The sequence below is a fragment of the Pseudomonas canadensis genome (genome assembly GCF_000503215.1).
Lineage (GTDB): Bacteria > Pseudomonadota > Gammaproteobacteria > Pseudomonadales > Pseudomonadaceae > Aquipseudomonas > Aquipseudomonas canadensis.
This window is the reverse complement of record NZ_KI628539.1, coordinates 1-20830: the sequence shown is the minus strand read 5'-3', so window position 1 is coordinate 20830 and position 20830 is coordinate 1. Positions and strand designations below refer to the sequence as shown.

The following is a 20830-nucleotide window of genomic DNA, read 5'->3' as shown; positions in this document are numbered from 1 at the left end:
CTGCACGCCAGCCCACCGTTATTTTTAGAGCACCAAAATCGTACACGAGCGCTCTGCAACGGTTCTATCAGGTATGCTTTTCGAACAGGAAACAAAAAGAAACAATTTTTCCAACCTGTTCGATAAGGAGTCCTGTTTTGGAGTTATCGACTGCCGCGTGGATGGTCCACGACACCCGCCTTATGCTCTGTGTACTGCTGGCCATCGCCAGCATCATCGTGCTGATCAGTGCGACCAAATTACCGCCGTTCCTGTCGATCCTGATCGGCACGTTTATCGCCGGTGTCGGCGCCGGCCTGCCGCCGGAAGAAGTGGCCAAGGCATTCAGTAAAGGCGCCGGAGCCATCCTCGGTGAAGCCGGGATCATCATCGCCCTGGGCTCGATGCTCGGCGCGCTGATGGCGGAATCCGGTGCAGCCGACCGCATCGCCACTACCTTGCTCGGGTTGGGCAAGGGCAAGTCATTGCCCTGGGTGATGGCGTTGGTCGCCATGGTGATCGGCCTGCCGCTGTTTTTCGAAGTGGGCCTGGTGATGATGGTACCGATCATCTTTGTGATGGCTAAACGTTCGAACCAGCCGTTGCTGAAAATCGCCATCCCGGCACTGGCGGGTATGACCACGTTGCACGCCCTGATGCCACCGCATCCGGGGCCACTGATTGCGGTGGGCGCGTTGCACGCCGACCTGGGCCTGACCATGTTGCTGGGCTTCTGCCTGGCGGTGCCAGCAGTGATCCTGGCGGGCCCGATCTACGGCAACTGGCTATCCAAGCGCCTGCATGTAGATGAGCCTGCCGACATCGGCGCACTGTTCAGCGCACCGCCCAAGGCGCCGCGCCAGCCGAGCTTTGGTGTGTCGTTGTTGATCATTCTGCTGCCGGTGATTCTGATGCTGGGCAGCACCTTGGCCAAGGTCGCGCTGCCGGCTGAAAGCACCGTCGGCCTGACCTTGAAATTCCTTGGCGAACCGCTGATCGCCCTCGGCCTGGCCGTGATCGCCGCCGTGATCTGCCTGGGCTGGGCCGCCGGCATGCCGCGCGCCGAGGTCGGCAACACCCTGCGCAAGGCGCTCGCGCCCATCGCCGTGTTGCTGCTGACCATCGGCGCCGGTGGTGGTCTCAAGCAAACCCTGTTGGATGCTGGCGTGAGCCAGACCATCAGCAAGGTCGCCGAAGGCGCGCACATGCCCTACCTGCTGCTGGCCTGGTTGATCGCCGTGGCCTTGCGCCAGGCAACCGGGTCGGCCACCGTCGCCACGACGACGACCGCCGGCATCCTCGCACCGATGATGGCGGGGCTGGCGGCGACACAGAGTTCGCTGGTAGCCCTGGCAATCGGCGCCGGTTCGGTGTTCTTCTGCCACGTCAACGACGCCGGGTTCTGGATGGTGCGTGAGTACTTTGGCTTGCAGTTGAAACAGACGATCTGGGTGTGGTCGGTGTTGCAGACCATTGTTTCAGTCGTTGGTCTAGTCGGAACGCTACTGCTCTGGCACTTCTTGACTTAAAGCCTAGGCAGCCAAGCTGTGGCGCTTACCAAACAGCGCCACACTCCCCACCCCTACCGCCCCCATCACCACGCAATACCCCACGCAAATCCACGGGCTGGTCGGCATCAGCGCAATCAGCAACAACGGCGTGGTACTCGCCCATAGCGCGTAGGCAATGTTGTAGGTGAAGGAAATCCCCGACACCCGCACCTGCGCTGGAAACAGGCCGACCATCACCGACGGCACCGCGCCCACCACGCCACAACTCAGGCCCGCAACGGCATACGCCGCACCCAGCCAGATACCGCCGCTGATCAGGCTGGCGTACAGGACCGCAATCCCCACCGGCAGCAACAGGCTGTAGACCAGCACCGCGCGCCAGGCGCCGATACGGTCGACCAGCAAGCCCGCCAGCACACAACCGATATTGAGGAACACGATACCTAGGGCGCTCAAGGCGAACGTGTGGCTAGGGCTCATGCCGAAGGTTTTCTGCATCATGGTCGGGGTGATGACCACCAGCACCACCACGGCGGAGGTGAGCACGCAGGTGAGGATCATTGCCGGTAACAACACGGCGCGGTGGTCACGCAACACGGTGCGCAGGGGGAGTTCGGCGGCGGCCTGGCGGCGGGCCTGCATTTCGAGGAACACCGGGGTCTCGCTGAGCCAGCGACGCAACCACACGCCAATCACGCCGAACACACCACCGAGCAGGAAGGGAAAGCGCCAGGCGTAGTCGAGGATTTCGGCCGGGGTGAAGACTTGCGCCAGCAGGGTCGCCGTCAGTGCACCGAGCAGGTAGCCGAAGGTCAGGCCAGCTTGCAGGAAGCCCAGGGCGTAACCACGATGGTGGGTCGGCGCGTGTTCAGCGACAAAGGTCCAGGCGCTGGGTACTTCACCGCCCACGGCGGCGCCTTGCAGCACGCGCAGCGCCAGCAGGATCAGGGGCGCGAAATAACCGATTTGCGCGTAGGTTGGCATGATCCCGATCAGCAGGCAGGGCAGCGCCATCATCAGGATGCTCAGGCTGAACACGCGCTTGCGTCCAAGGTGATCGGCGAAGTGCGCCATCAGGATGCCGCCCAGCGGGCGCGCCAGGTATCCGGTGACGAAAATGCCGAAACTTTGCAGCAGGCGCAGCCACTCGGGCATTTCCGGCGGGAAGAACAGTTGGCTCAAGGTCAGCGCGAAAAACACGAAGATGATGAAGTCGTAGATTTCCAGGGCACCGCCCAAGGCGGCCAGGCTCAGGGTTTTGTAGTCGGAGCGGGAAAAACGCTGCGCCTGTGTAGGAAAGGTGGCAGTCATGTAGAGGCTCGGCAGACAAACAAAATGGCGTGCAGGTTATGAGCTGAGCCCAATGATGGCAATCGCGGCAGATATATTTGTTTTCCTCATTGATCGATGAAGATAACTGCATTCCCATATCAATGGCTGTAGCGGAACATGCCGGAAAATTGCCTGCACCCTAATAACTATAAGAGGAAAGACTCGTGGCCGACGCTATCGAAGAAAGCCGCTATGCCCGATTTGCCCTGCGTTGCTCCAACTTCGCCGAACGCTGGTTTCCCGACTCCTGGGTGTTTGCGGCACTTGCCGTGATCATCGTCGCCGTGGCGACCCTGGGCATGGGCGCCGCGCCAAGCGAAGCCGCCAAAGCGTTCGGTGACGGGTTCTGGAGCCTGATCCCCTTCACCATGCAGATGGCCTTTGTGGTGATCGGGGGGTATGTGGTGGCCAGCTCGCCGCCCGCGGTGAAACTGATCGACCGCCTGGCGCGTATCCCCAAGAACGGCCGCTCCGCCGTGGCCTGGGTGGCGTTGATCTCGATGGTCGCCTCCTTGCTGAACTGGGGCCTGTCCCTGGTATTCGGCGGCTTGCTGGTACGGGCGCTGGCGCGTCGTACGGATTTGAAGATGGATTACCGCGCAGCCGGTGCGGCGGCGTATCTGGGGCTGGGCGCCGTGTGGGCGTTGGGGTTGTCGTCGTCGGCCGCGCAGTTGCAGGCCAACCCGGCCAGCCTGCCGCCGTCGATCCTGTCGATCACCGGTGTGATCCCGTTCACCGACACCATCTTCCTGTGGCAATCCGGCGTGCTGCTGCTGGCATTGATCGTGGTCTCGCTGATCATCGCCTACGCCACCGCCCCCGGCCCGAACAGCGCGCGTGATGCCAAGGCCTGCGGCGTCGACCCGGCGTTCAACTTGCCCAAGATACAAGCACCGACTCGCCCCGGAGAGTGGCTGGAGCACAGCCCGTTGCTGACCATTCTCCTGGCATTGCTGGCGGCGGGTTGGCTGTTCCATGAGTTTTCGACCAAGCCGGCGATCAGTGCAATCTCGGGGCTGAACACCTACAACTTCCTGTTCATCATGGCCGGCGCCCTGCTGCACTGGCGCCCGCGCAGCTTCCTCGATGCGGTGGCCCGTGCAGTGCCGACCACCACCGGCGTGCTGATCCAGTTCCCGCTGTACGGCTCGATTGCCGCGCTGATGACCGTCGTCAAAGGCGGTGACGGCCAGACTCTGGCACATCACATCTCGACCTTCTTCACGTCCATCGCCTCCCACGACACCTACGCGCTGCTGATGGGCGTTTACTCGGCGGTGCTCGGTTTCTTCATTCCGTCGGGCGGCGGCAAGTGGATTATCGAAGCGCCCTACGTGATGCAAGTCGCCAATGACCTGCAGTACCACCTGGGCTGGGCGGTGCAGATCTACAACGCCGCCGAAGCGCTGCCGAACCTGATCAACCCGTTCTATATGCTGCCGTTGCTGGGAGTGCTGGGGTTGAAGGCGCGGGATTTGATCGGGTTTTCGTTCGTGCAGTTGCTGGTGCACACACCGCTGGTGTTGTTCTTGCTGTGGGCGCTGGGAACGACGTTGAAGTATTTGCCGCCGGTCATGCCTTGATCAACGGATGAAGCACCTGTTGTTGCAACGGGTGCTTCATACAGCTGCGACGGGAAGACGCTCCAATAAATCAGGTAAAGCGCTCTGGATCGTGTTCCAAACCACATCAAGGTTAATATCGAAGTAACCGTGGGCGATTCGGTTGCGCATTCCGCGCATGCTACGCCATGGCACTTGTGAGTGAGCTGCCGCAAAATCCGGGTACTGGCCGCGCCTCTGCCAACACTTTCGAGCGAAACTTCAACGGCAAATCAGCAGGCGTCAGCAAGTCCACATTGACCCCAAGTAGATCCTCAAGCTCGACCTGCAGCCCGCCAAGATCAAAAAGGGTCGTTCCCGGCGGAGCATCGACCAACAAATCCAGATCACTGCCCTCTTGGTCGGTCCCGAGCAACACAGACCCGAATACTCTTGGGTTTGAGATGCGAAAGCGTCCTACCACCTCTCTGACGGCGGCTCGCTGTAGGTCAAGGGCGGTTGAAGGTTTCACGGTTCACCTCAATGGCAGCCAGTATCTAACCCGTCTAGCAGTGCAGGTCGCCGGTAGACACATGCATATAAAACACCTGGCCCTGAATACAATCGACAAGATAAAAGCCAACTCTCTGACCAAACGCGTGGTCTTATCTCACTCAGATGGATGGCCCTTCCTGACTCCTCCCGCCAATGCCTTTGATTAACCTGTCTCGGCTTTCTCCTCACCTGACACCAAGGAAAATCCGATGACGCCCCTCTCCAAATCGCTGGAAGAACTGATCACTGATATCTACAAGGACGACAAGGTTTCGGTTCCTGAATACCGAACATTGCGCGACGACGCCGACCGCCGCATGGCCGCCGTGATCAAGGAGTTCGGCCTGCATAACAACATCACCGCGTTCCAGAAATCGATCGACGTGGCGATGCAGTTGTTGCAGACCAGTGTCATCGATGCAAAGAAGGCCAAGCTGACCGACACGGGCGAGGCCATCGTCAAGGATGCGGTGACGGCCCAAGTGGAGTACTTGCGCGCCGGCAGCCAACTGGCACTGCGTCTGCTGTGAAATCACTGTCTTCGTTCCGTCACATTGCATTGCTACCGTCCTGCGAAATATCTTGCAACATTTCGCCAAGGACTCCCCCGCAATGAGTGACGAGCACGAAGACCGCCCTTCCCCCGATTCCGCAGCCCAGCCGCCGGTCGACACCAGCCGCCGGCGCTTCCTGGGAGGCGCAGCGGTGTTGGGGGTCGGCGCGACGTTAAGTGCCTGCGGCAACACCAGCGAAGCGCCGGGCAAACCGGTTGCACGTCCGCTCACGTCGCAAGAGTTAGACAAGGCACTGCACGATCAGGTGAAAACCGTGGTGGTGATCTATGCCGAGAACCGCAGCTTCAACAATCTGTTTGCAGATTTCCCGGGGGTGGAGAAACCGCTGTCAGCACTGTCCGCCGCCGACACACAGCAACGCGATCGCGACGGCAGCCCGCTGACCACCCTGCCACCGGCCTGGGGTGGCGTGCTGCAAGTCGGGCCGCAAACGGTGGACGGGGTGACCTACCCCAGCGAAGTGCAATTCCAGGAAAACCTGCCTAACGCACCGTTCGCGCTTAAGGGCCCGAACGCGGAAGACCTGCCCCTGAGCCTGGTCACCCGGGACTTGTGGCACGTGTTCTACCAGAACCAGATGCAGATCAACGGCGGCAAGAACGACAACTTCGTCGCCTGGGCCGACTCGGGCGGCCTGGTGATGGGTCATTACGCCCAGAGCCGTTATTCCCTGCGCCTGTGGGACGTGGCCAAGGAGTTTGTACTCTGCGACAACTTCTTCCAGGGGGCATTTGGTGGCTCGTTCCTCAACCATCAGTACCTGATCAGCGCCACCGCGCCGTTTTACCCGAATGCCGCGCAATCGGTGGCTAAGGCGCAGATCGCCACGCTGCAAAGCGATGACCCAACCGACCCGCGCCTCAAGCCGTTGGACAAGTCCCCGGCCAGCGCGATGACCGGCCCGCCACAGTTCGGCCCTAGTGCGTTGACCCCGGACGGTTACGGCGTGAACACCCTGGCGCCGCCTTACTGGCCGACCTGGATCCGCGACCCGGAAAACCCAGATTACTCCAAACCCGACCTGCCCAACGTGCTGGTTCCGCAAACCCACGAACACATCGGCGACAAACTCTCGAAAAAGAATGTCGACTGGGCCTGGTATGCCGGTGCTTGGCAAGCCACCTTGGAGCAGTTCAAGGATTCGGGCGGTATCCCGAAGATTCCTAACTTCCAGTATCACCACCAGCCATTCAATTACTTCAAGCAGCAAGGCCCGGAGAATCGCGCCGAGCGTGACAAGCGCCTGCGCGATGGCGGTTTGGGTGATGAGTCCAGCACCAACAAGTTCTTCGCCGACGCCCAAGCCGGCAAACTGCCCGCTGTGACCTTCTACAAGCCTCAGGGCAACCTGAATATGCATGCTGGCTACGCCGACGTGGCCTCGGGCGACCGCCATATCGCCCGTGCCTTGAAGGTGCTGCAAGAGAGCCCACAGTGGAAAAACATGGTGGTGGTGGTCACCGTCGATGAAAACGGTGGTTGGTGGGACCACGTGGCACCGCCCAAGGGCGACCGCTGGGGCCCTGGCACGCGGGTTCCGGCGATTGTGGTGTCGCCATTCGCGCGCAAAGGCACGGTGGACCATACGGTGTACGACACGGCGTCGATCCTGCGCTTGATCACCCGCGTATTCCAGTTGGAGACATTGGACGGCCTCAAACAGCGGGACGACGCGATGACCGCCCGTGGCCAGAAACCCATGGGCGACTTGAGCAACGCGTTACAGTTCAGCCTGTAGGTTTTCTTATCCAATAGCGACACGCCTGGCGATTTAACACGCGGTTTTCCTGGTCAACCGCTACTGTGTGGAGGTGGGCTTTCACCCCGCGCAGACGGGCTTTCGCTGACAAGGAAACAACAATGTTTAAACCGACCAGGTTGTCCTTCACCCTGGCCGCACTGATGGCGAGTGCGGTCGTACAGGCCGACATCGAGGTGCCATTGGGGAGTACGCAACGCGTGACCCAACTGTTCGCCTTCCCCAACAATTGCAATGTGATCTGCTTTCGGCCATGGACGCTGGAGCAGACGGCTGAACATTATTTGAACCAGAGCCTGCAACGGGATGGCTACAGCCGCGCTAAAGTCAGCGTCAAGACCCATGACGGGCAGGTCTCAGCGACCTTCAGCGGTGTGCCTGACAGTTACGGTCACCCCCTGACCACGCTGCTCAATACCGCCGACCTGGCCTACCAAGGCGCCAACAAACTCAACACTGACGGCAAATGGGCCTACAACTGGTACTTGTTCCTGCCATTAGGCATGGCCCTGGAAAACCGCAAGAGCATCGAACTGCTGCACTTCCCGCCGGATTACTCGCTGACCCAGGCCCAGGACTATCTGGAATCCGCCACCACCGACCGCTGGGCCACCCTGCTCACGGACAATGGCATCCCGGCCACCGAAACGCCGGCTTACCAGACCATCATCGATATCGCCCCCATCGCCGCGCCCTCCAACGCGGGCAAGGACCTGGAAACCGTCTACAGCTACTTCACCGACTACCAGACACGCATGGTCCAGGAACTGAGCCTGCCCTCCAAAGGCGCATTGCCGATGGTGGCGTTTGGCGCACCGGTGCGAAACTGGATCAAGCAGCAGTACGGCCAGACCGTGGGAGTGCTGGGCCTGGCGCAGATCAGCCCGACGGCAGGCAAGAGCGTGTCAGTGCTGGGCGCCAACCATCCAAGCTACATCTGGTATGCCGCAAGCCCCGACACCTACGACGGTAATGAACAGAAAGCCGACGAGGCCGGCTTGAAGGTGATGGGGCAAGACCTGAGCGCCGCCTGCTGGCAGGCCGGAATGGGTCAGAAACCCGCGAGTGATCCGAACGTGTTGCTCAAGGCGTGCATGAATACGTGGCAGGTCACACGCAAGGAGCAGACCTGTGAATTGTTCTACACCTCGGTGCGCAACTTGTCCCCGGAGGATGCGAACGCGAAATGCGCCACGCCCGCCATCAAGACGCAGTTGAAACAACTCAAGAATGCCGCCCCCACCCCAACCATTGCGGCCCCGGCGCTGTAGTTCGTACAAAAAGACCGATTTCTACTGTCAACATTGACAGTAGAAATCGGCCCCATCTTCAGCGAGTCTGGGGCGGCGCCCATCAGCTGCAAGACTGGTAGTCAGACACCACCCGCAAGTCGATGCAGCCTAAACCAGGAGAGTCATGAAAACTCAGGCCAAGGATAAGGCTGAAACTGCTGTGAGCGACTGTCTCTACCCGTTCAAGCCCACGCTCGGTAAGGGCTACCCTTCGAGCGAGAAATTCGAAGTGGTGCTGAACATTGAAGGCGTGGGGGTCGGAATCAGGGCACGCACGGCCTTTGACAGCCGTGTGTGCATCGCCAAAGTCTCCGGCTACGCCCTGAGCGAGCGACGCCTGCACACGTTGCAGCTATCGTCGCGTACCCACCTCTACGACTGTTGGTTCAGTGGCCTGTTTTCACATTCATGCAAACCGAATGTGTTTCTCGACCTGCACTATCTGGAGGTCTGGGCCCTGTGTGAAATCCACCCAGGCGAGCTGCTGACCATGGATTACGCCATGACCGAAGACGTGCTGTTCCGGCAGTTCGCATGCCAATGCGGAGAGCTGAACTGCCGAGGCTGGATTACCGGTCACGACGAGCTGCTGAACGCCGAGGGCCAGGCGTTCATGGCCCAGTGGCGTGAGCGCAAACGCCCTTAGGCGTCACCCAACGGACGCAGGCGATACTGCGGCGGCAACTGCTCGAAACCACTGATCGTGGTGTTCAAGCTCTTCCAGCGCCCATCCTTGATGCCGTAGATGCAGCCATGGATCGACAGGCTCTGCCCACGGTGCCAGGCATTTTGCACAATGCTGGTGTGGCCGACGTTGGCCACTTGCTGGATCACGTTCAGCTCGCACATACGGTCGACGCGCTCTTCTTCGGTCGGCAACTGGGCCAGCACGTCACGGTTTTCGTAATAGAGGTCGCGAATGGTGCGCAGCCAGCCGTCGATCAGGCCGAATTGGCGGTCCTGCATCGAGGCGCGCACGCCACCGCAGCCATAGTGGCCGGTAACGAGGATGTGTTTGACCTTGAGCACGTCCACTGCGTACTGGATCACCGACAGGCAATTGAGGTCGGTGTGCAGCACCACGTTGGCCACGTTGCGGTGCACAAACAGGTCACCCGGCAGCATGCCCACGATCTCGTTTGCCGGCACGCGGGCGTCGGAACAGCCGATCCACAGGTATTCCGGGGTTTGCTGGCGGGCGAGCTTGGCGAAGAATTCGGGATCTTCCTGTTTGATCGCGTCCGCCCAGCGTTCGTTGTTATCAAGCAGGTCTTGTAGTTCGTTCATCAGGGAAAGCCTCAGGAATGATGCGCAGTTTTGTGACTGACAACCCCACGTCCAGGTCACGCCCTGCCGGTGAATAACAAGCGTGAATTAGCTTGAATCTTTGGGCCGCGCAGCCTGTCCACACACTATAAGCCCCACAGTATGAGGATTAGCCATGACTGAATCACGACGTCCCTACGGCGCTACGCAGCCTGAACCCATAGATGACAATGAGGACCGCATGGGCTCGATGCGCGAACTGGATTTTGACGAAGAGGAACCGACGGCGGAGATCGGCGATGAGATCCCTCGTCGCGAACGTGAACACCGAATGCCCGACGAACGGGTGCGTGAAGCAGGTCTAACCGGCGCGTCCACAGATGATCACGAGCCGACGGATGATGATTTAAGCCCGGAAACGTTGATCCGTGAGGATGGTGCGCGCGATGCCCGGGAAGAAGGCGAGGATAACCCGGCGGATTACGACCTGAGCATCGTCGATGAAGATGAAATTGGCGGGGGTACTGGGTTGGATGAGGCCGAACTGGCGGATATCGACCCGATAGACGGTAAACCCTGATTCACCTTCGCCCAGACTATTAACCCCGACCTGTAGGAGCCCGGCGTGCCGGCGATAGCGCTCTCAAGATCGCCATCGCCGGCAAGCCGGGCTCCTACAAGGGCGTGTCGTTTAGTCGACCAGCGTGCAAGCCATGACGACCGCATCTTCGCGGCCACCCACGGCGGGGTAGTAATCCCGCCGACGGCCGATTTCGTTGAAGCCATAACGCTCATACAGGCGGAACGCGCCGGTATTGCTGTCGCGCACTTCCAGGAAGCACTCACGCGCACTGGCGGCGTAGGCGCGGGACATCAGGTGTTCCAACAGCGCCAGGCCAAGGCCTCGGCCCTGGTTTTCCGGCTTGACGGTGATGTTCAGCAGGTGCGCCTCATCAAGGATGATCTGCACCACCCCATGTCCTACTTGCTGTTCACCTTCAAACATCAACCAGATCTGGTATTTGCCCAGCCCGTCGAGAAAGATCCCACGGGTCCAGGGGTGGCTGAACGCCGCGTATTCGATTTTCAGCACGGCGTCGAGGTCAGCCTCGGTCATCGGGCGAAAGGATAAAGCCTCACTCATCGGTTGTTTTCCAGCGCGCCATCAGCCGGCGCATGGCTTGCCAGACATCAGCCTTACGCTGTGGCTCTTCCATTAATAATTCCAGGCCCGGCAGGGCCCACACCGAGCCCAGGCCTTCGACCTGCAGTTCGCGGTACCAGGCTTCGGCATTGGCTTCGCCGGCAAAGCGCACCGCAGGCAGGCCGATCAGCCACAGGCACACGCAGGGTTCGTCTTCCAGGCGTGCCGACACAAAACCTTGCACAAAATCCCGAGCCGCTTCCGGACCCTGGTCCATGTTGCCGCGCACCAGCAGCGGCCAGCGCACCGGGTCCCCGACGATTTGCGGGCTGTCGGGCAAGCCGGCGGCGCGCAGCATGTCCTTGAGCAGCATGTAGGCGGGGTCGCGGGTCTGGAAGCGTTCGCCGGTAGGCAACTCGACCAGCAGCAGGCAGCGTCCGGCCCGCAGCAATTGCAGGGCGAAACGCGGTGGTGGCACCACCGGGGCCTTGACCACCGGGGCTACCTCTTCCACGACCTTGGCTGCCTTGGTCACCGGTGACGGCCGCGGTACTTCGACCTTCGCCCGCTCAACGACCGGGCGCGTTTCAGGTGCAGGCTTGACCACCGCCACCGGCGCGGCCGCCTCCTCGCCCGACGACTCGAACGCCTCATAGGGCTCAAGCGCCTGCAACAGCTCCGGCCGCGAGGGCGCGGCAAACGGCAGTTCGGTGCGGGGCAGCCAGTTGACCACCTGCATGGCGGTCAAGTAAGCGCGACGTCGGGACTCGATAAGCACAGCTCGGCCACTTGTGGATAACTAAAGAGCGGGGATTCTACCGCTGTTCGGCAACAATCGCCCACTGCGCACTGACCGGCTGTGGATAAATCCCGCGTCCGATGCAGTACAATCGCGACTTTTAATCGCCAACCAGCCGGCCATTCCGATGATCGAACCCAAGCGCGTCTTGCGCGCCCTCGCCGAACACTGGGCCCTGCTTGAGCCACTGTGCGAACACTTCGACCAAGGCACCTTGAGCCTTGGCGAGTTGCGCGCGCAATTGGCGGCCCAACAACTGGACAGCACGCCACAGGACATTACCAGCCTGTTGGACGTGTGGATTCGCCTGGACATCCTGGTGCCTGTCGCCAAGAGCCCGAACCGTTTCGAGCTCAACGCACAGATCCATGACTTCCTGGCTTATCTTCGCAAGGAGCACCGGCTTGGCCTGTGCCTGGAAATCGAAGCCTACCTGCGCCACCTCGAGCGCCTGGCCGGTTATATCCAGGACGCCTTCGACATCCGTGATGGCCACGACCTCGCCCGCCAACTGCGCCTGCTCGACATGCGCGTGCGGGACGTGCTGAAAAAGCTCGCCAATGACGAACAGGCCCTCGCCGCCGTGGCCGACCGGGCCAAGACCAGCGACCGGCAGATCCCGTTGCGCCAGCGTTACGCCGAAGTCCTGGCGACCTGGGACGAATACGTCGAACCGATGATCCAACTGGTGAACGCCGATGGCGCCTTCGAACAAGGCGTGCGCAAGGTGGAAAATGTGCTGCTGCGCATGCTCACCGAGCAGCAACGACTCGGCCACCTGGTGGACGATGACATGTTGCTGCGTACCCACGCACGCATCCTCGAAATGCAGACCAGCGCCCAACTGACTCTACGTCATGCGAGGGAACTGCTGCTGCCGCTGCGTGAAGAAGCGCGCCGGCACAACGCCGTGACCCGTGGCGCGGCGCTGGCGTTGTCGGCGATTCGCCGCAAGGGCCTGGACGCGGTGCCGCAAGCGGCGATGCCGATGTTTACCCGACCGCAAAGTACCTTTCTCGGCAGTGCCAGCCAGGTCGAGGCGTATGTGTATGCCCTGGCGAATTTCGAGCCGAAACCGGCACGGTTCCCCAAGGCGCACAAGTCCCACAAGGGCGACGCCCAGCGCGCGCCGCGCACGGTCAAGGAGATGCTCGAGCGCTGCGAAGACGCGCTGCCGATGCCGGACCTGATGACCTGGCTGCTGGAGCAGGAACCGGACGGCGCCACCGACGAATTGCTGTACTGGTTCTCACGCCTGTCCCGCGAAAAACGCTTCAAGCGCGAACGCCTGGAACGCCGCGAGTACCACACAACCGAGCACCAGGTCAGCCTGCGCTCCTTCGCCCTGCTCCCGGCCGGATCCGACGCCGCCGAGCACTCTGCGAGTACACCCCATGCATCTTGATCTATCCGAACTGTCCCAACTGGCGCCGATCTTTCGCGAGCTGTTCAAGGGTTATCACGTCAGCCGCCGCGACCCGGAGCTGTACGCGCAACTGTCGAACTTCCAGGACCAGTACCGCACGCTGTTCAAGGCCCTGGGCTTTGAACTGGTGTGCGATACCCGTGGCTTCTACTACTTCGTGCCGGACACCGCCGTGGCCGCCGCGCAGGTGAACAAGACCGCCCAGCGCCTGGCTTTGTTTACCTTCATCATCGTCGAGCACCTGGCCGACCAGGGCCGCGACCCGATTGCCGTGCTCGATGGTGGCAGCCTGGGCCGTGATGAACTGCCGTCGCTGCTGGAGAAGTACCGCGACCTGTTTATCCAGGCCGAAGTGCAAACCCAGGAAGAACTCGAAGAAAAAATCATGCGCCGCATGACCCAGCTGGGTTTTGCCAGCGAAGACAACGGTATCTATCGCTTCCTGCCGCCCATGCACCGTTTCCTTGATGTGTGCCTGTCGGTGCAGCAAGACCGTGATCTCGCGGCCAGCGTGCACAGCGTGTTGCCGCTGCCGGCACCGGTGATCATCGACGAAGACAGTGATGAGAAATTGCTGAAAACCGATGACCCGCTGGACTTGAGTGACTTTGCGGACGAAAGCGAAGAAGACGCCCTGGCCCGCGCCATTGCCGAAGAACAGGAGACCGACGCATGAGTAAGGAACGCTACGGCATCCGCCGCTTCGCCCTATTGAACACTGCCGGTTACAGCCTGGGTTTGTTCCCGCTGGAAGAACCGCTGTCGGTGTATGGCGCGAACAACCTGGGTAAATCCGCGTCGATCAACGCCTTGCAGTTCCCAATCCTGGCGCGCATGTCGGACATGAGTTTCGGCAAGTACACCCTGGAACAATCGCGGCGCTTCTACTTTGCCACCGACACCAGCTACATCCTGGTGGAAGTCTCGCTGCCCCACGGCCCGCACGTGATCGGCGTGGTCGGACGCGGCCCGGGCGGTGGTTTCGGTCACCAGTTCTTTGCCTATGCAGGCAAGCTGGATTTGGCTCACTACCAGAAGAACGACACGTGCCTGCGTCAGAAAGAGCTGTTCACCAACCTTGAGCGCGAAGGCCTGAAAGCCTACGAACTCAAGCCGGATGAACTGCGTCGTTTGCTGGTGGGCGGCCACACGTCGATCCCGCTGGACCTCACGCTGATTCCCCTGCGCTCTACCAGTGAGCAGAGCCTGAAGACCTTCCGAGCGCTGTTTATCAACCTGCTGCATATGCGCGAAATCACCGCGGCCAAGCTCAAGCAGCTGTTCCTCGATGCGTTTGAACATAGCCTGCGGTCCGGCAGCGTGGATTACATCGCCGCGTGCGAAGAAGCGTTCCGCGATGTAAGACGCATGGAGCAGGATTACAACTCGCTGGTGGCCGCAGGGCCATTAGTCGAGGCCCTGTCCAATGGCGTTCGCCAGCGCGATGTGTTGCGCGGCAAACTGCATCGTCTGTCGCCATTGCTCGATTCGTTGCTTGGCACCTGGTCGGACTACGCCAGTGCGCGCAAGGAAGAGCTGACCATTCAGGCCGAGCACTACCGTAATGAGCAGGACGCGCTGCAGAACGACCAGCGCGGCGGCACCCAGGAGTTGATGCGCCTGGAGCGTGAGATCAGTGGTATTCAGCGTTGGTTGGGCGAGCTGTCGGTGCTCAAGCATCGCTTTGCTCTGGTGGATGACGTGAAAGTGCTGGAGCAGCAGTTGCTGGCGGCCAAGGATGCCCACGATGAATTGGCGGGCGCCCTTGCGCAGTCCCGACAGTTCAGCGCAGAAGATCTGGACGAGCGTCTGCGCGACCTGGAAAAGCGCCTGAAGTCGGTCAAGCAGCAGCTCGATCACGCCGACAACAACAGCTACGCCAAGCTGCGGGAGGAATTCTCACAGCAGGACGTCGAGCGTCTGATGCGCCTGTTCAACAGTTCGTTGTTCAGCCTGCCGTTGGGCGAGCACGGAATCACCCTGGACGAGGATGGCCAGTGGGTCAAATCCCTGGAGCAGATCCTCGATGGCTTCAAGGGCGAGCGCTTTGAAGTGCCAGGGCTGTCCATCGACATCTCTCATATTGAACCGCCGGCGTTGCAAGCCTTGGCAGACCGCGCGGCGTTGCGCGACCAGAAAGAACGCCTGGAGAAAGAACTCAAGCAACTGAAAACCCAACAAGCCGTAGCCTCTGACCGCGCCGCGAGCAAAACCCAGACCGAAGCGTTGTACCAGCAGGTACTGGATGCGCAAAAAGCCCTGGAAGATTTCCGCCGCGCGCAAACCCTGAGCGCAGAAGAAGGCGAGAAGCTGGAAAACCTGGCGCAGATGGAAGCGGCGCAGGATGAACTGAAGCGCTCCAGCGATGCGTTCACCGAGCGCGTTCAGCAACTGTCGGCCAAGCTGCAACTGGTGGGCCGTCAGATCGGCGATATGGAAGCCAAGCAACGCACACTGGATGACGCGCTGCGCCGTCGCCAGTTGCTGCCGGCAGACTTGCCGTTCGGCACGCCGTTCATGGACCCGGTCGATGACTCCATGGACAATCTGCTGCCACTGCTCAATGACTATCAGGACAGCTGGCAAGGTCTGTTGCGCGCCGATGGCCAGATCGAGGCGCTGTACGCCCAGGTACGCCTCAAGGGCGTGGCCAAGTTCGACAGCGAGGATGACGTTGAGCGTCGCCTGCAGCTGCTGATCAACGCCTATGCGCACCGTACCGACGAAGCACTGACGCTGGGCAAGGCTCGTCGTGCGGCGGTCACCGACATTGCGCGGACCCTGCGCAATATCCGTAGCGACTATGACAGCCTTGAACACCAACTGGCGTTGTTCAACCGTGAGATCAACAAACGCCAGGTCTCCAACCTGCAAAGCTTCCGCATCGTGCTGGCGCCGAACAAGGAAGCGCTCAAGCACATCGACCAGATCATCCACAGTGCGGGCCAGTATGAAGAAGGCGAGACACTGTCGGTGTTCGATCTGAGCCAAAGTGCCGAGCAGGACAACAAGAACGAAGAAGCCAAGGAATACCTGGCTCGCCTGGTAGCTGCCAACCATAACCAGTTGGGCCTTAAGGACTTGTTCGAACTGGCGTTCGAGATCACCAAGGTGCATGGCCAGCCGGTGATCCATACCGACATCGATGGTGCCGCGTCCAACGGCACCACCATGACCATCAAGGCGCTGACCAACATGTACTTGTTGCTGCACTTGATGGACCGCGACCAGGCCGGACGCGTGCGCTTGCCGTACTACCTCGACGAGGCGGCGGACATTGATGAGAAGAACCAGGCAGCCTTGCTGGAGACCAGCTTGCAGCTGGGTTTTGTGCCGATCCTGGCCAGTGTTAAGCCGCAGGTGTCAGCCCAGGTGGCGATCGACCTGGAAGGTGGCAGCGGACCGAACGGGATCTATATCGATGAGGCGGACTGGAAGTACATCCGTCGCCACGATGTGGTGAAAGCGACGATGAATGTGCAGGCGGATGAGCCGGAGTTGGATGAGGTCTGATTTGTTTCGCTGAAATGCAAAAGGCCGCGATCTTCCAGATCGCGGCCTTTTTTTGCGCATGAAATGTGTAGTGATTTTAAGGCCCCTATCGCGGGCAAGCCCGGCTCCCACAGAGATAGGCATTCCAATGTGGGAACCGGGCTTGCCCGCGATAACCGCAACTCAGTTTATTTGCCGAGTGGGATTTTAGGCGCCCAGGTCAGCCATTCATCTTCAAACTTGTCGAACAGCGGGAAGGTTTGTTGTGGCCTAGCGGCATTACCCATGCGCTCGCCGTCCGGTGTCGCGAAGGCGATGCCACCGGCAACCAACGTCTCCAAGGATTCAGTACGCACAGTAGCGCCTTTGAATAGACCGAAGTCGAGGCCAAACCCACTGGTATTCCAGAAGCGGCTACCGCCTCGCACCAGTGGTGCATATTTAGGCTCGATCAGGATATGGATCAATACGCGGTCTGCGGTCTGACCCAATTCGTAGCCGGTCACCTTGCCAACGGTGACTTCACGGTAAGTGACCGGTACACCTTCTTTCAGCGAACCACGGCGCGCGGCGCTGAGGGTCAGGCTCAAGCCAGCTTCCTGATGCACTGCTTCTGGCGGTTGATCCAGCGCGACGAAACTCTTTTGTGGGCCGGCATTTTTCGTCGCGGGTTGGACTTCAATGTATTGCCCGGTGACCAGGGTTTCCAGGTTGGACGTTTTCATCAGGCCCAGCTCAGGCTTGACTACCCAGAATTGGCTACCAACGCGTGCAATGCGGTCTGCCACCTGGGTGATACGGGCGCTGAGCAGTACTGACTGCATGTCGGCGCTGAGATCGACACTTTCAATCTTGCCCACGTCCAGGCCCTTGAAACGCACAGGCGTGCCAGGGCGCATACCGTCGGCGCGGTCGACCTTGATGGTCACCAGGGTGCCGTGCTGGTTGGCGGCCTCACGGTCGGCAAACAGACGGAAACGCGGGATGCGTTTTTTCAGCGGCACGTTCTGCTCTGGGGTTTCGAAGGCGATACCACCGGCCATCAGGCTAGCCAGGGATTCACTCTTGACCTGGATTCCACCGGTGAGGCCACCGGTCAGGGTGACGCCGCTGGCATTCCAAAAGCGCGTCGAGCCGTTGACCAGATTTTCGTATTCCTTCTCGATGTGGACGCCGATCACCAATTGCTTGTTCTTGCGTGAGAACTGGTAGCTCTGTACCGAGCCGACCTTGACCTGTTTGTAGAGGATGGGGCTGCCGACATCCAGGGAGCCGAGGTTATCGGTGAACAGCACCATGTGCAGGCCAGGGGAACGCAGGTCCAAAGGCGGTGCCTTGGCGCGGGCAACGTACTCGCGTTGTGGTGGGGTCCCTTTATCTCCTGGGCGAATGGCGATGTAGTTACCCTTGACCAAGGCTTCAAGCCCAGTGATTCCTGCCAGGGAAATAGACGGCTTGACGACCCAGAATTGCGTGTCCTGTACCAGATAATCTTCGGCCAGGGGATCTAGTGTCAGTTCCGCGTTGGCACTGGAAAGGTCTGGGTTGATCTTCAGGGTTTTCAGGCTGCCGACCTGGATGCCTTTGTACATGACAGGGGTGCGCCCCGCCTGAAGGCCTTCGAAGTCGGTGAGCTTGACCTTGACCCTGATGCCGGCTGCGGCGGCGTCGAAATCTTCGTACAAACGGAAGGGCAGGCTCGGATCAGTCGGCGGGCTGTCCTTGCGGTTCTCCGGCGTGGCGAAAGCGATGCCCCCAGCAACGATGCTGGAAAGTGATTCGCTGCGCACCTTTACACCGGAAAGGTTGGCGTCGATGCTGATGCCACTGGCGTTCCAGAAACGTGTGTGTTTGCGCACCAAGCTGGCATAGGTCGGTTCGATGTAGACCTTGATCTCGACCGTGCTCTGGTCTTCAGAGAGCAGGTAGCTTTTGACTTGGCCAACTTGGATCTGTTTGTAGAACACCGGACTGCCACGGTTGAGCGAGCCAAGGCGGTCGGCTTTGACGGTCAGATGCAGGCCCGGTTTGGCGTCGGACAAAGGCGGCTCTTCGGAGAGCGCCTTGAATTTGCGCGTCGGTTCACCGTCGCCTGGGCTGGCGGCGATGTAGTTACCTGACACCAGGGTTTCCAGGCCGGTGATACCGGCAAGGCTGACACTCGGCTTGACCAGCCAGAAGCGCGTGTTGGTCTTGAGGTATTGTTCGACGTCCTTGTTCATCTCGATGGTGGCGATCACCCCGCGATTGTTGCCTTCGTCGTCCAAGGCCAGGGCCTTGACCTTACCCACCGGCATGCCTTTGTAGACCACTTCGGTCTTGTTGACCTGGATGCCTTCGCCGCTTTCAAAGCGCACCTGAATATCGATGCCCTGTTGGGAATAGGCACGCCATCCCAGCCATCCACCGATGATGAGGGCAATCAGGGGCAGTACCCAAATAGCCGACCAATTGGAGGCGGGGCGGGTTTTAGCTTTAGGCAAATCACTCATGGTCGTCGTCCGACTCCGTGTTATCCCAAATCAGTCGGGGATCAAAAGTTACTGCGGCAAGCATCGTCAAGATCACCACACTGGCGAACGCTGCAGCACCGAGATTGGCCTCGACACTGGCAAGCCGCCCAAAGTTTACAACCGCCACCAGGATGGCGATCACGAAGATATCCAGCATGGACCAACGGCCAATGAATTCGATAAAACGGTACATCACAATACGTTGTCGCGCGGAGAGCGGTTGGTGACGCTGCACCGAGAACAGTAGCAGACCTATGCCGACCAGCTTGAACGTGGGCACCAGGATACTGGCGATAAACACCACGGCAGCGATAGGGAACATGCCGTGCTGCACCAGTTGGATCACGCCGGCCATGATGGTACTCGGATCCCCCTGCCCCAAGGAATTGATCGTCATGATGGGAAGCAGATTAGCGGGGATGTACAAAATCGCCGCAGTGATCAGCAACGCCCAAGTGCGTGTGAGGCTATTGGGGCGGCGCGCATGGATCAGTGCACCGCAGCGCGTGCAGAGTTGCTCGTCGCTATCAGCGTCTTGTTTGTTCAACTCGTGGCATTCGGTACAAATCAGAATGCCTGCATCAATCGCCCGCATGGTCATCCTCCCCTGACAACGCCTGCCAGATCTGGTGGGGCGACATCACCACCTCAAGCAGCACCTGAACCATTAATAAGCTTACAAAACAGGCAAGACCGAGGCCCACCGTGATGGCAGCCATGTCGGCGAGTTTAACGATAGCCACCAGTACGCCCATCAGATAGACCTCCAACATCCCCCAGTCTTTCATGTGATGGTAAATGCGGTACAACAACAGTCCATAACTGCGGCCGATGTTCCAGCGAATACTAAGCAAGACTGCCAATTGGCAAAGTAGCTTGAGCAAGGGAATGCCCATGCTGCACAAGAAGACGACAGCGGCGACGCCTTGCATGCCGGTATCAAACAGAGCGACGACGCCACTCCACACGGTGTCTTCAGAGGACTGCCCAAGTAGATTGAGCTGCATGATCGGCAAAAAGTTCGCGGGAATGTACAACAGCAACGCCGCCAGCACCAAGGCGAGGCTTCGCTCAACGACGTTGTGGCGGTGAGCGTACAGCTCGTAACCGCAACGCGGGCATTGGGCTTTTTCGCCGAGGGCGAGCACTGGTTTGCGCATCAGCAAGTCGCACTCATGGCATGCCACCAGGTCGTCCAGTGGTAAATCTGATACCTCAAGGGCATCAACCGGATCGGGCATAAGTAGGGCTCGGACTCTAAAAAAGGTTAGGTGCCTATTCTAGTGGTCTGGTTCAGAAATAACTGTGCAAATTTGTCGGGGGATTTGCGGTGCCAACGTTTTCGACCGCCCAAAACAAAACCCCATCTGCTTTCGCAAATGGGGTTTCGGAATTTAATCTTGACGATGACCTACTCTCACATGGGGAAACCCCACACTACCATCGGCGATGCATCGTTTCACTGCTGAGTTCGGGATGGGATCAGGTGGTTCCAATGCTCTATGGTCGTCAAGAAATTCGGGTACTGAATCGTGGCTTATGCCTCGCTTCAGCAAATTGGGTATGTGACAGCTTTCGGTGTTTTGTGAGCGTCGAACTTTCGGTTCATTTTCGTCTTCACACACCGCAATCTGATGCTCGTTAGA

Annotated in this window: 19 protein-coding genes and 1 rRNA gene; 10 read left to right on the top strand and 10 right to left on the bottom strand. The window is 59.9% G+C overall.

Annotated elements, in window-relative coordinates:
• The first annotated feature begins 137 nt into the window (after positions 1–137).
• The gene (locus tag U367_RS0122750; protein WP_028618693.1) at positions 138–1508 is read left to right on the top strand and encodes a GntT/GntP/DsdX family permease; all 1371 of its coding nucleotides are present in this window, start codon (positions 138–140) and stop codon (positions 1506–1508) included.
• Positions 1509–1511: 3 nt separating this feature from the next.
• Here the strand turns inward: U367_RS0122750 and U367_RS0122745 are convergent, their stop codons facing one another.
• Entirely contained in the window at positions 1512–2801 is a 1290-nt protein-coding gene (locus U367_RS0122745; protein WP_028618692.1) for an MFS transporter, read from the bottom strand.
• 185 nt (positions 2802–2986) lie between these two features.
• Here U367_RS0122745 and U367_RS0122740 point away from each other — a divergent pair, with 185 nt between their 5' ends.
• A complete protein-coding gene (locus tag U367_RS0122740; RefSeq protein ID WP_028618691.1) occupies positions 2987–4405 on the top strand; it encodes a short-chain fatty acid transporter in 1419 nt (472 codons plus the stop codon).
• A gap of 36 nt (positions 4406–4441) precedes the next feature.
• Here U367_RS0122740 and U367_RS1000000131120 read toward each other — a convergent pair whose 3' ends face one another.
• Positions 4442–4555 (bottom strand): HepT-like ribonuclease domain-containing protein, encoded by a 114-nt coding sequence (locus U367_RS1000000131120; protein WP_439653659.1) that lies wholly within the window; start codon positions 4553–4555, stop codon positions 4442–4444.
• A 10-nt stretch (positions 4556–4565) separates the two neighbouring features.
• Positions 4566–4895: a nucleotidyltransferase family protein gene (locus U367_RS01000000130245; RefSeq protein ID WP_050587916.1), complete on the bottom strand. Its 330-nt coding sequence runs from the start codon at positions 4893–4895 to the stop codon at positions 4566–4568.
• A gap of 232 nt (positions 4896–5127) precedes the next feature.
• Here U367_RS01000000130245 and U367_RS0122730 point away from each other — a divergent pair, with 232 nt between their 5' ends.
• From U367_RS0122730 to U367_RS0122715, 4 genes are all read left to right on the top strand, one after another.
• Positions 5128–5448, top strand: coding sequence for a hypothetical protein (locus U367_RS0122730; RefSeq protein ID WP_028618690.1), 321 nt, complete (start codon positions 5128–5130; stop codon positions 5446–5448).
• An 82-nt stretch (positions 5449–5530) separates the two neighbouring features.
• Entirely contained in the window at positions 5531–7231 is a 1701-nt protein-coding gene (gene acpA / locus U367_RS0122725) for an acid phosphatase (RefSeq protein WP_028618689.1), read from the top strand.
• A 122-nt stretch (positions 7232–7353) separates the two neighbouring features.
• Complete coding sequence (locus U367_RS0122720) at positions 7354–8523, top strand: hypothetical protein (RefSeq protein ID WP_028618688.1); 1170 nt, start codon at positions 7354–7356, stop codon at positions 8521–8523.
• A 145-nt stretch (positions 8524–8668) separates the two neighbouring features.
• Entirely contained in the window at positions 8669–9190 is a 522-nt protein-coding gene (locus U367_RS0122715; protein WP_028618687.1) for an SET domain-containing protein-lysine N-methyltransferase, read from the top strand.
• On the opposite strand, the gene can is transcribed toward U367_RS0122715, so the two are convergent.
• Entirely contained in the window at positions 9187–9831 is a 645-nt protein-coding gene (can, locus tag U367_RS0122710) for a carbonate dehydratase (RefSeq protein WP_028618686.1), read from the bottom strand. The genes U367_RS0122715 and can overlap by 4 nt on opposite strands.
• A gap of 154 nt (positions 9832–9985) precedes the next feature.
• On the opposite strand from can, the gene U367_RS0122705 reads away from it, so the two are divergent.
• Entirely contained in the window at positions 9986–10390 is a 405-nt protein-coding gene (locus tag U367_RS0122705; RefSeq protein WP_028618685.1) for a hypothetical protein, read from the top strand.
• Positions 10391–10501: 111 nt separating this feature from the next.
• Here the strand turns inward: U367_RS0122705 and rimI are convergent, their stop codons facing one another.
• Together rimI and U367_RS0122695 are read right to left on the bottom strand one after the other, a co-directional pair.
• Complete coding sequence (rimI, locus tag U367_RS0122700) at positions 10502–10954, bottom strand: ribosomal protein S18-alanine N-acetyltransferase (protein WP_005784514.1); 453 nt, start codon at positions 10952–10954, stop codon at positions 10502–10504.
• Positions 10947–11693: a hypothetical protein gene (locus U367_RS0122695; RefSeq protein ID WP_050587915.1), complete on the bottom strand. Its 747-nt coding sequence runs from the start codon at positions 11691–11693 to the stop codon at positions 10947–10949. Before U367_RS0122695 ends, rimI begins: the two co-directional genes overlap by 8 nt.
• Positions 11694–11880: 187 nt before the next feature.
• Here U367_RS0122695 and mksB point away from each other — a divergent pair, with 187 nt between their 5' ends.
• From mksB to mksF, 3 genes are read left to right on the top strand one after another with little or no spacing between them, the layout of a single operon-like run.
• The gene (gene mksB / locus U367_RS0122690) at positions 11881–13158 is read left to right on the top strand and encodes an Mks condensin complex protein MksB (RefSeq protein ID WP_028618683.1); all 1278 of its coding nucleotides are present in this window, start codon (positions 11881–11883) and stop codon (positions 13156–13158) included.
• The gene (mksE, locus tag U367_RS0122685) at positions 13148–13855 is read left to right on the top strand and encodes an Mks condensin complex protein MksE (protein ID WP_016974932.1); all 708 of its coding nucleotides are present in this window, start codon (positions 13148–13150) and stop codon (positions 13853–13855) included. Before mksB ends, mksE begins: the two co-directional genes overlap by 11 nt.
• Complete coding sequence (gene mksF / locus U367_RS0122680) at positions 13852–16692, top strand: Mks condensin complex protein MksF (RefSeq protein WP_028618682.1); 2841 nt, start codon at positions 13852–13854, stop codon at positions 16690–16692. The genes mksE and mksF overlap by 4 nt, the downstream gene beginning before the upstream one ends.
• Before the next feature lie 167 nt (positions 16693–16859).
• On the opposite strand, the gene U367_RS0122675 is transcribed toward mksF, so the two are convergent.
• The 4 genes from U367_RS0122675 to rrf all read right to left on the bottom strand — a co-directional run bounded on the left by U367_RS0122675 (position 16860) and on the right by rrf (position 20698).
• A complete protein-coding gene (locus U367_RS0122675) occupies positions 16860–19163 on the bottom strand; it encodes a PqiB family protein (protein WP_028618681.1) in 2304 nt (767 codons plus the stop codon).
• On the bottom strand, positions 19156–19779 hold the full coding sequence (locus U367_RS0122670) for a paraquat-inducible protein A (protein ID WP_028618680.1): 624 nt from the start codon (positions 19777–19779) through the stop codon (positions 19156–19158). Before U367_RS0122670 ends, U367_RS0122675 begins: the two co-directional genes overlap by 8 nt.
• Entirely contained in the window at positions 19766–20425 is a 660-nt protein-coding gene (locus tag U367_RS0122665; RefSeq protein ID WP_028618679.1) for a paraquat-inducible protein A, read from the bottom strand. Before U367_RS0122665 ends, U367_RS0122670 begins: the two co-directional genes overlap by 14 nt.
• 157 nt (positions 20426–20582) lie before the next feature.
• Positions 20583–20698 (bottom strand): 5S ribosomal RNA (rrf, locus tag U367_RS0122660).
• Positions 20699–20830: the final 132 nt, after the last annotated feature.

What these genes read in the sequence shown, in the direction of transcription:
- U367_RS0122745 (WP_028618692.1), bottom strand. Translation starts at nt 2,801, where the DNA reads ATGACTGCCACCTTTCCTACACAGGCGCAGCGTTTTTCCCGCTCCGAC.
- U367_RS1000000131120 (WP_439653659.1), bottom strand. Translation starts at nt 4,555, where the DNA reads ATGCGCAACCGAATCGCCCACGGTTACTTCGATATTAACCTTGATGTG.
- U367_RS0122730 (WP_028618690.1), top strand. Translation starts at nt 5,128, where the DNA reads ATGACGCCCCTCTCCAAATCGCTGGAAGAACTGATCACTGATATCTAC.
- acpA (WP_028618689.1), top strand. Translation starts at nt 5,531, where the DNA reads ATGAGTGACGAGCACGAAGACCGCCCTTCCCCCGATTCCGCAGCCCAG.
- U367_RS0122720 (WP_028618688.1), top strand. Translation starts at nt 7,354, where the DNA reads ATGTTTAAACCGACCAGGTTGTCCTTCACCCTGGCCGCACTGATGGCG.
- U367_RS0122715 (WP_028618687.1), top strand. Translation starts at nt 8,669, where the DNA reads ATGAAAACTCAGGCCAAGGATAAGGCTGAAACTGCTGTGAGCGACTGT.
- can (WP_028618686.1), bottom strand. Translation starts at nt 9,831, where the DNA reads ATGAACGAACTACAAGACCTGCTTGATAACAACGAACGCTGGGCGGAC.
- U367_RS0122705 (WP_028618685.1), top strand. Translation starts at nt 9,986, where the DNA reads ATGACTGAATCACGACGTCCCTACGGCGCTACGCAGCCTGAACCCATA.
- rimI (WP_005784514.1), bottom strand. Translation starts at nt 10,954, where the DNA reads ATGAGTGAGGCTTTATCCTTTCGCCCGATGACCGAGGCTGACCTCGAC.
- U367_RS0122695 (WP_050587915.1), bottom strand. Translation starts at nt 11,693, where the DNA reads ATGCAGGTGGTCAACTGGCTGCCCCGCACCGAACTGCCGTTTGCCGCG.
- mksB (WP_028618683.1), top strand. Translation starts at nt 11,881, where the DNA reads ATGATCGAACCCAAGCGCGTCTTGCGCGCCCTCGCCGAACACTGGGCC.
- mksE (WP_016974932.1), top strand. Translation starts at nt 13,148, where the DNA reads ATGCATCTTGATCTATCCGAACTGTCCCAACTGGCGCCGATCTTTCGC.
- mksF (WP_028618682.1), top strand. Translation starts at nt 13,852, where the DNA reads ATGAGTAAGGAACGCTACGGCATCCGCCGCTTCGCCCTATTGAACACT.
- U367_RS0122675 (WP_028618681.1), bottom strand. Translation starts at nt 19,163, where the DNA reads ATGAGTGATTTGCCTAAAGCTAAAACCCGCCCCGCCTCCAATTGGTCG.
- U367_RS0122670 (WP_028618680.1), bottom strand. Translation starts at nt 19,779, where the DNA reads ATGCGGGCGATTGATGCAGGCATTCTGATTTGTACCGAATGCCACGAG.
- U367_RS0122665 (WP_028618679.1), bottom strand. Translation starts at nt 20,425, where the DNA reads ATGCCCGATCCGGTTGATGCCCTTGAGGTATCAGATTTACCACTGGAC.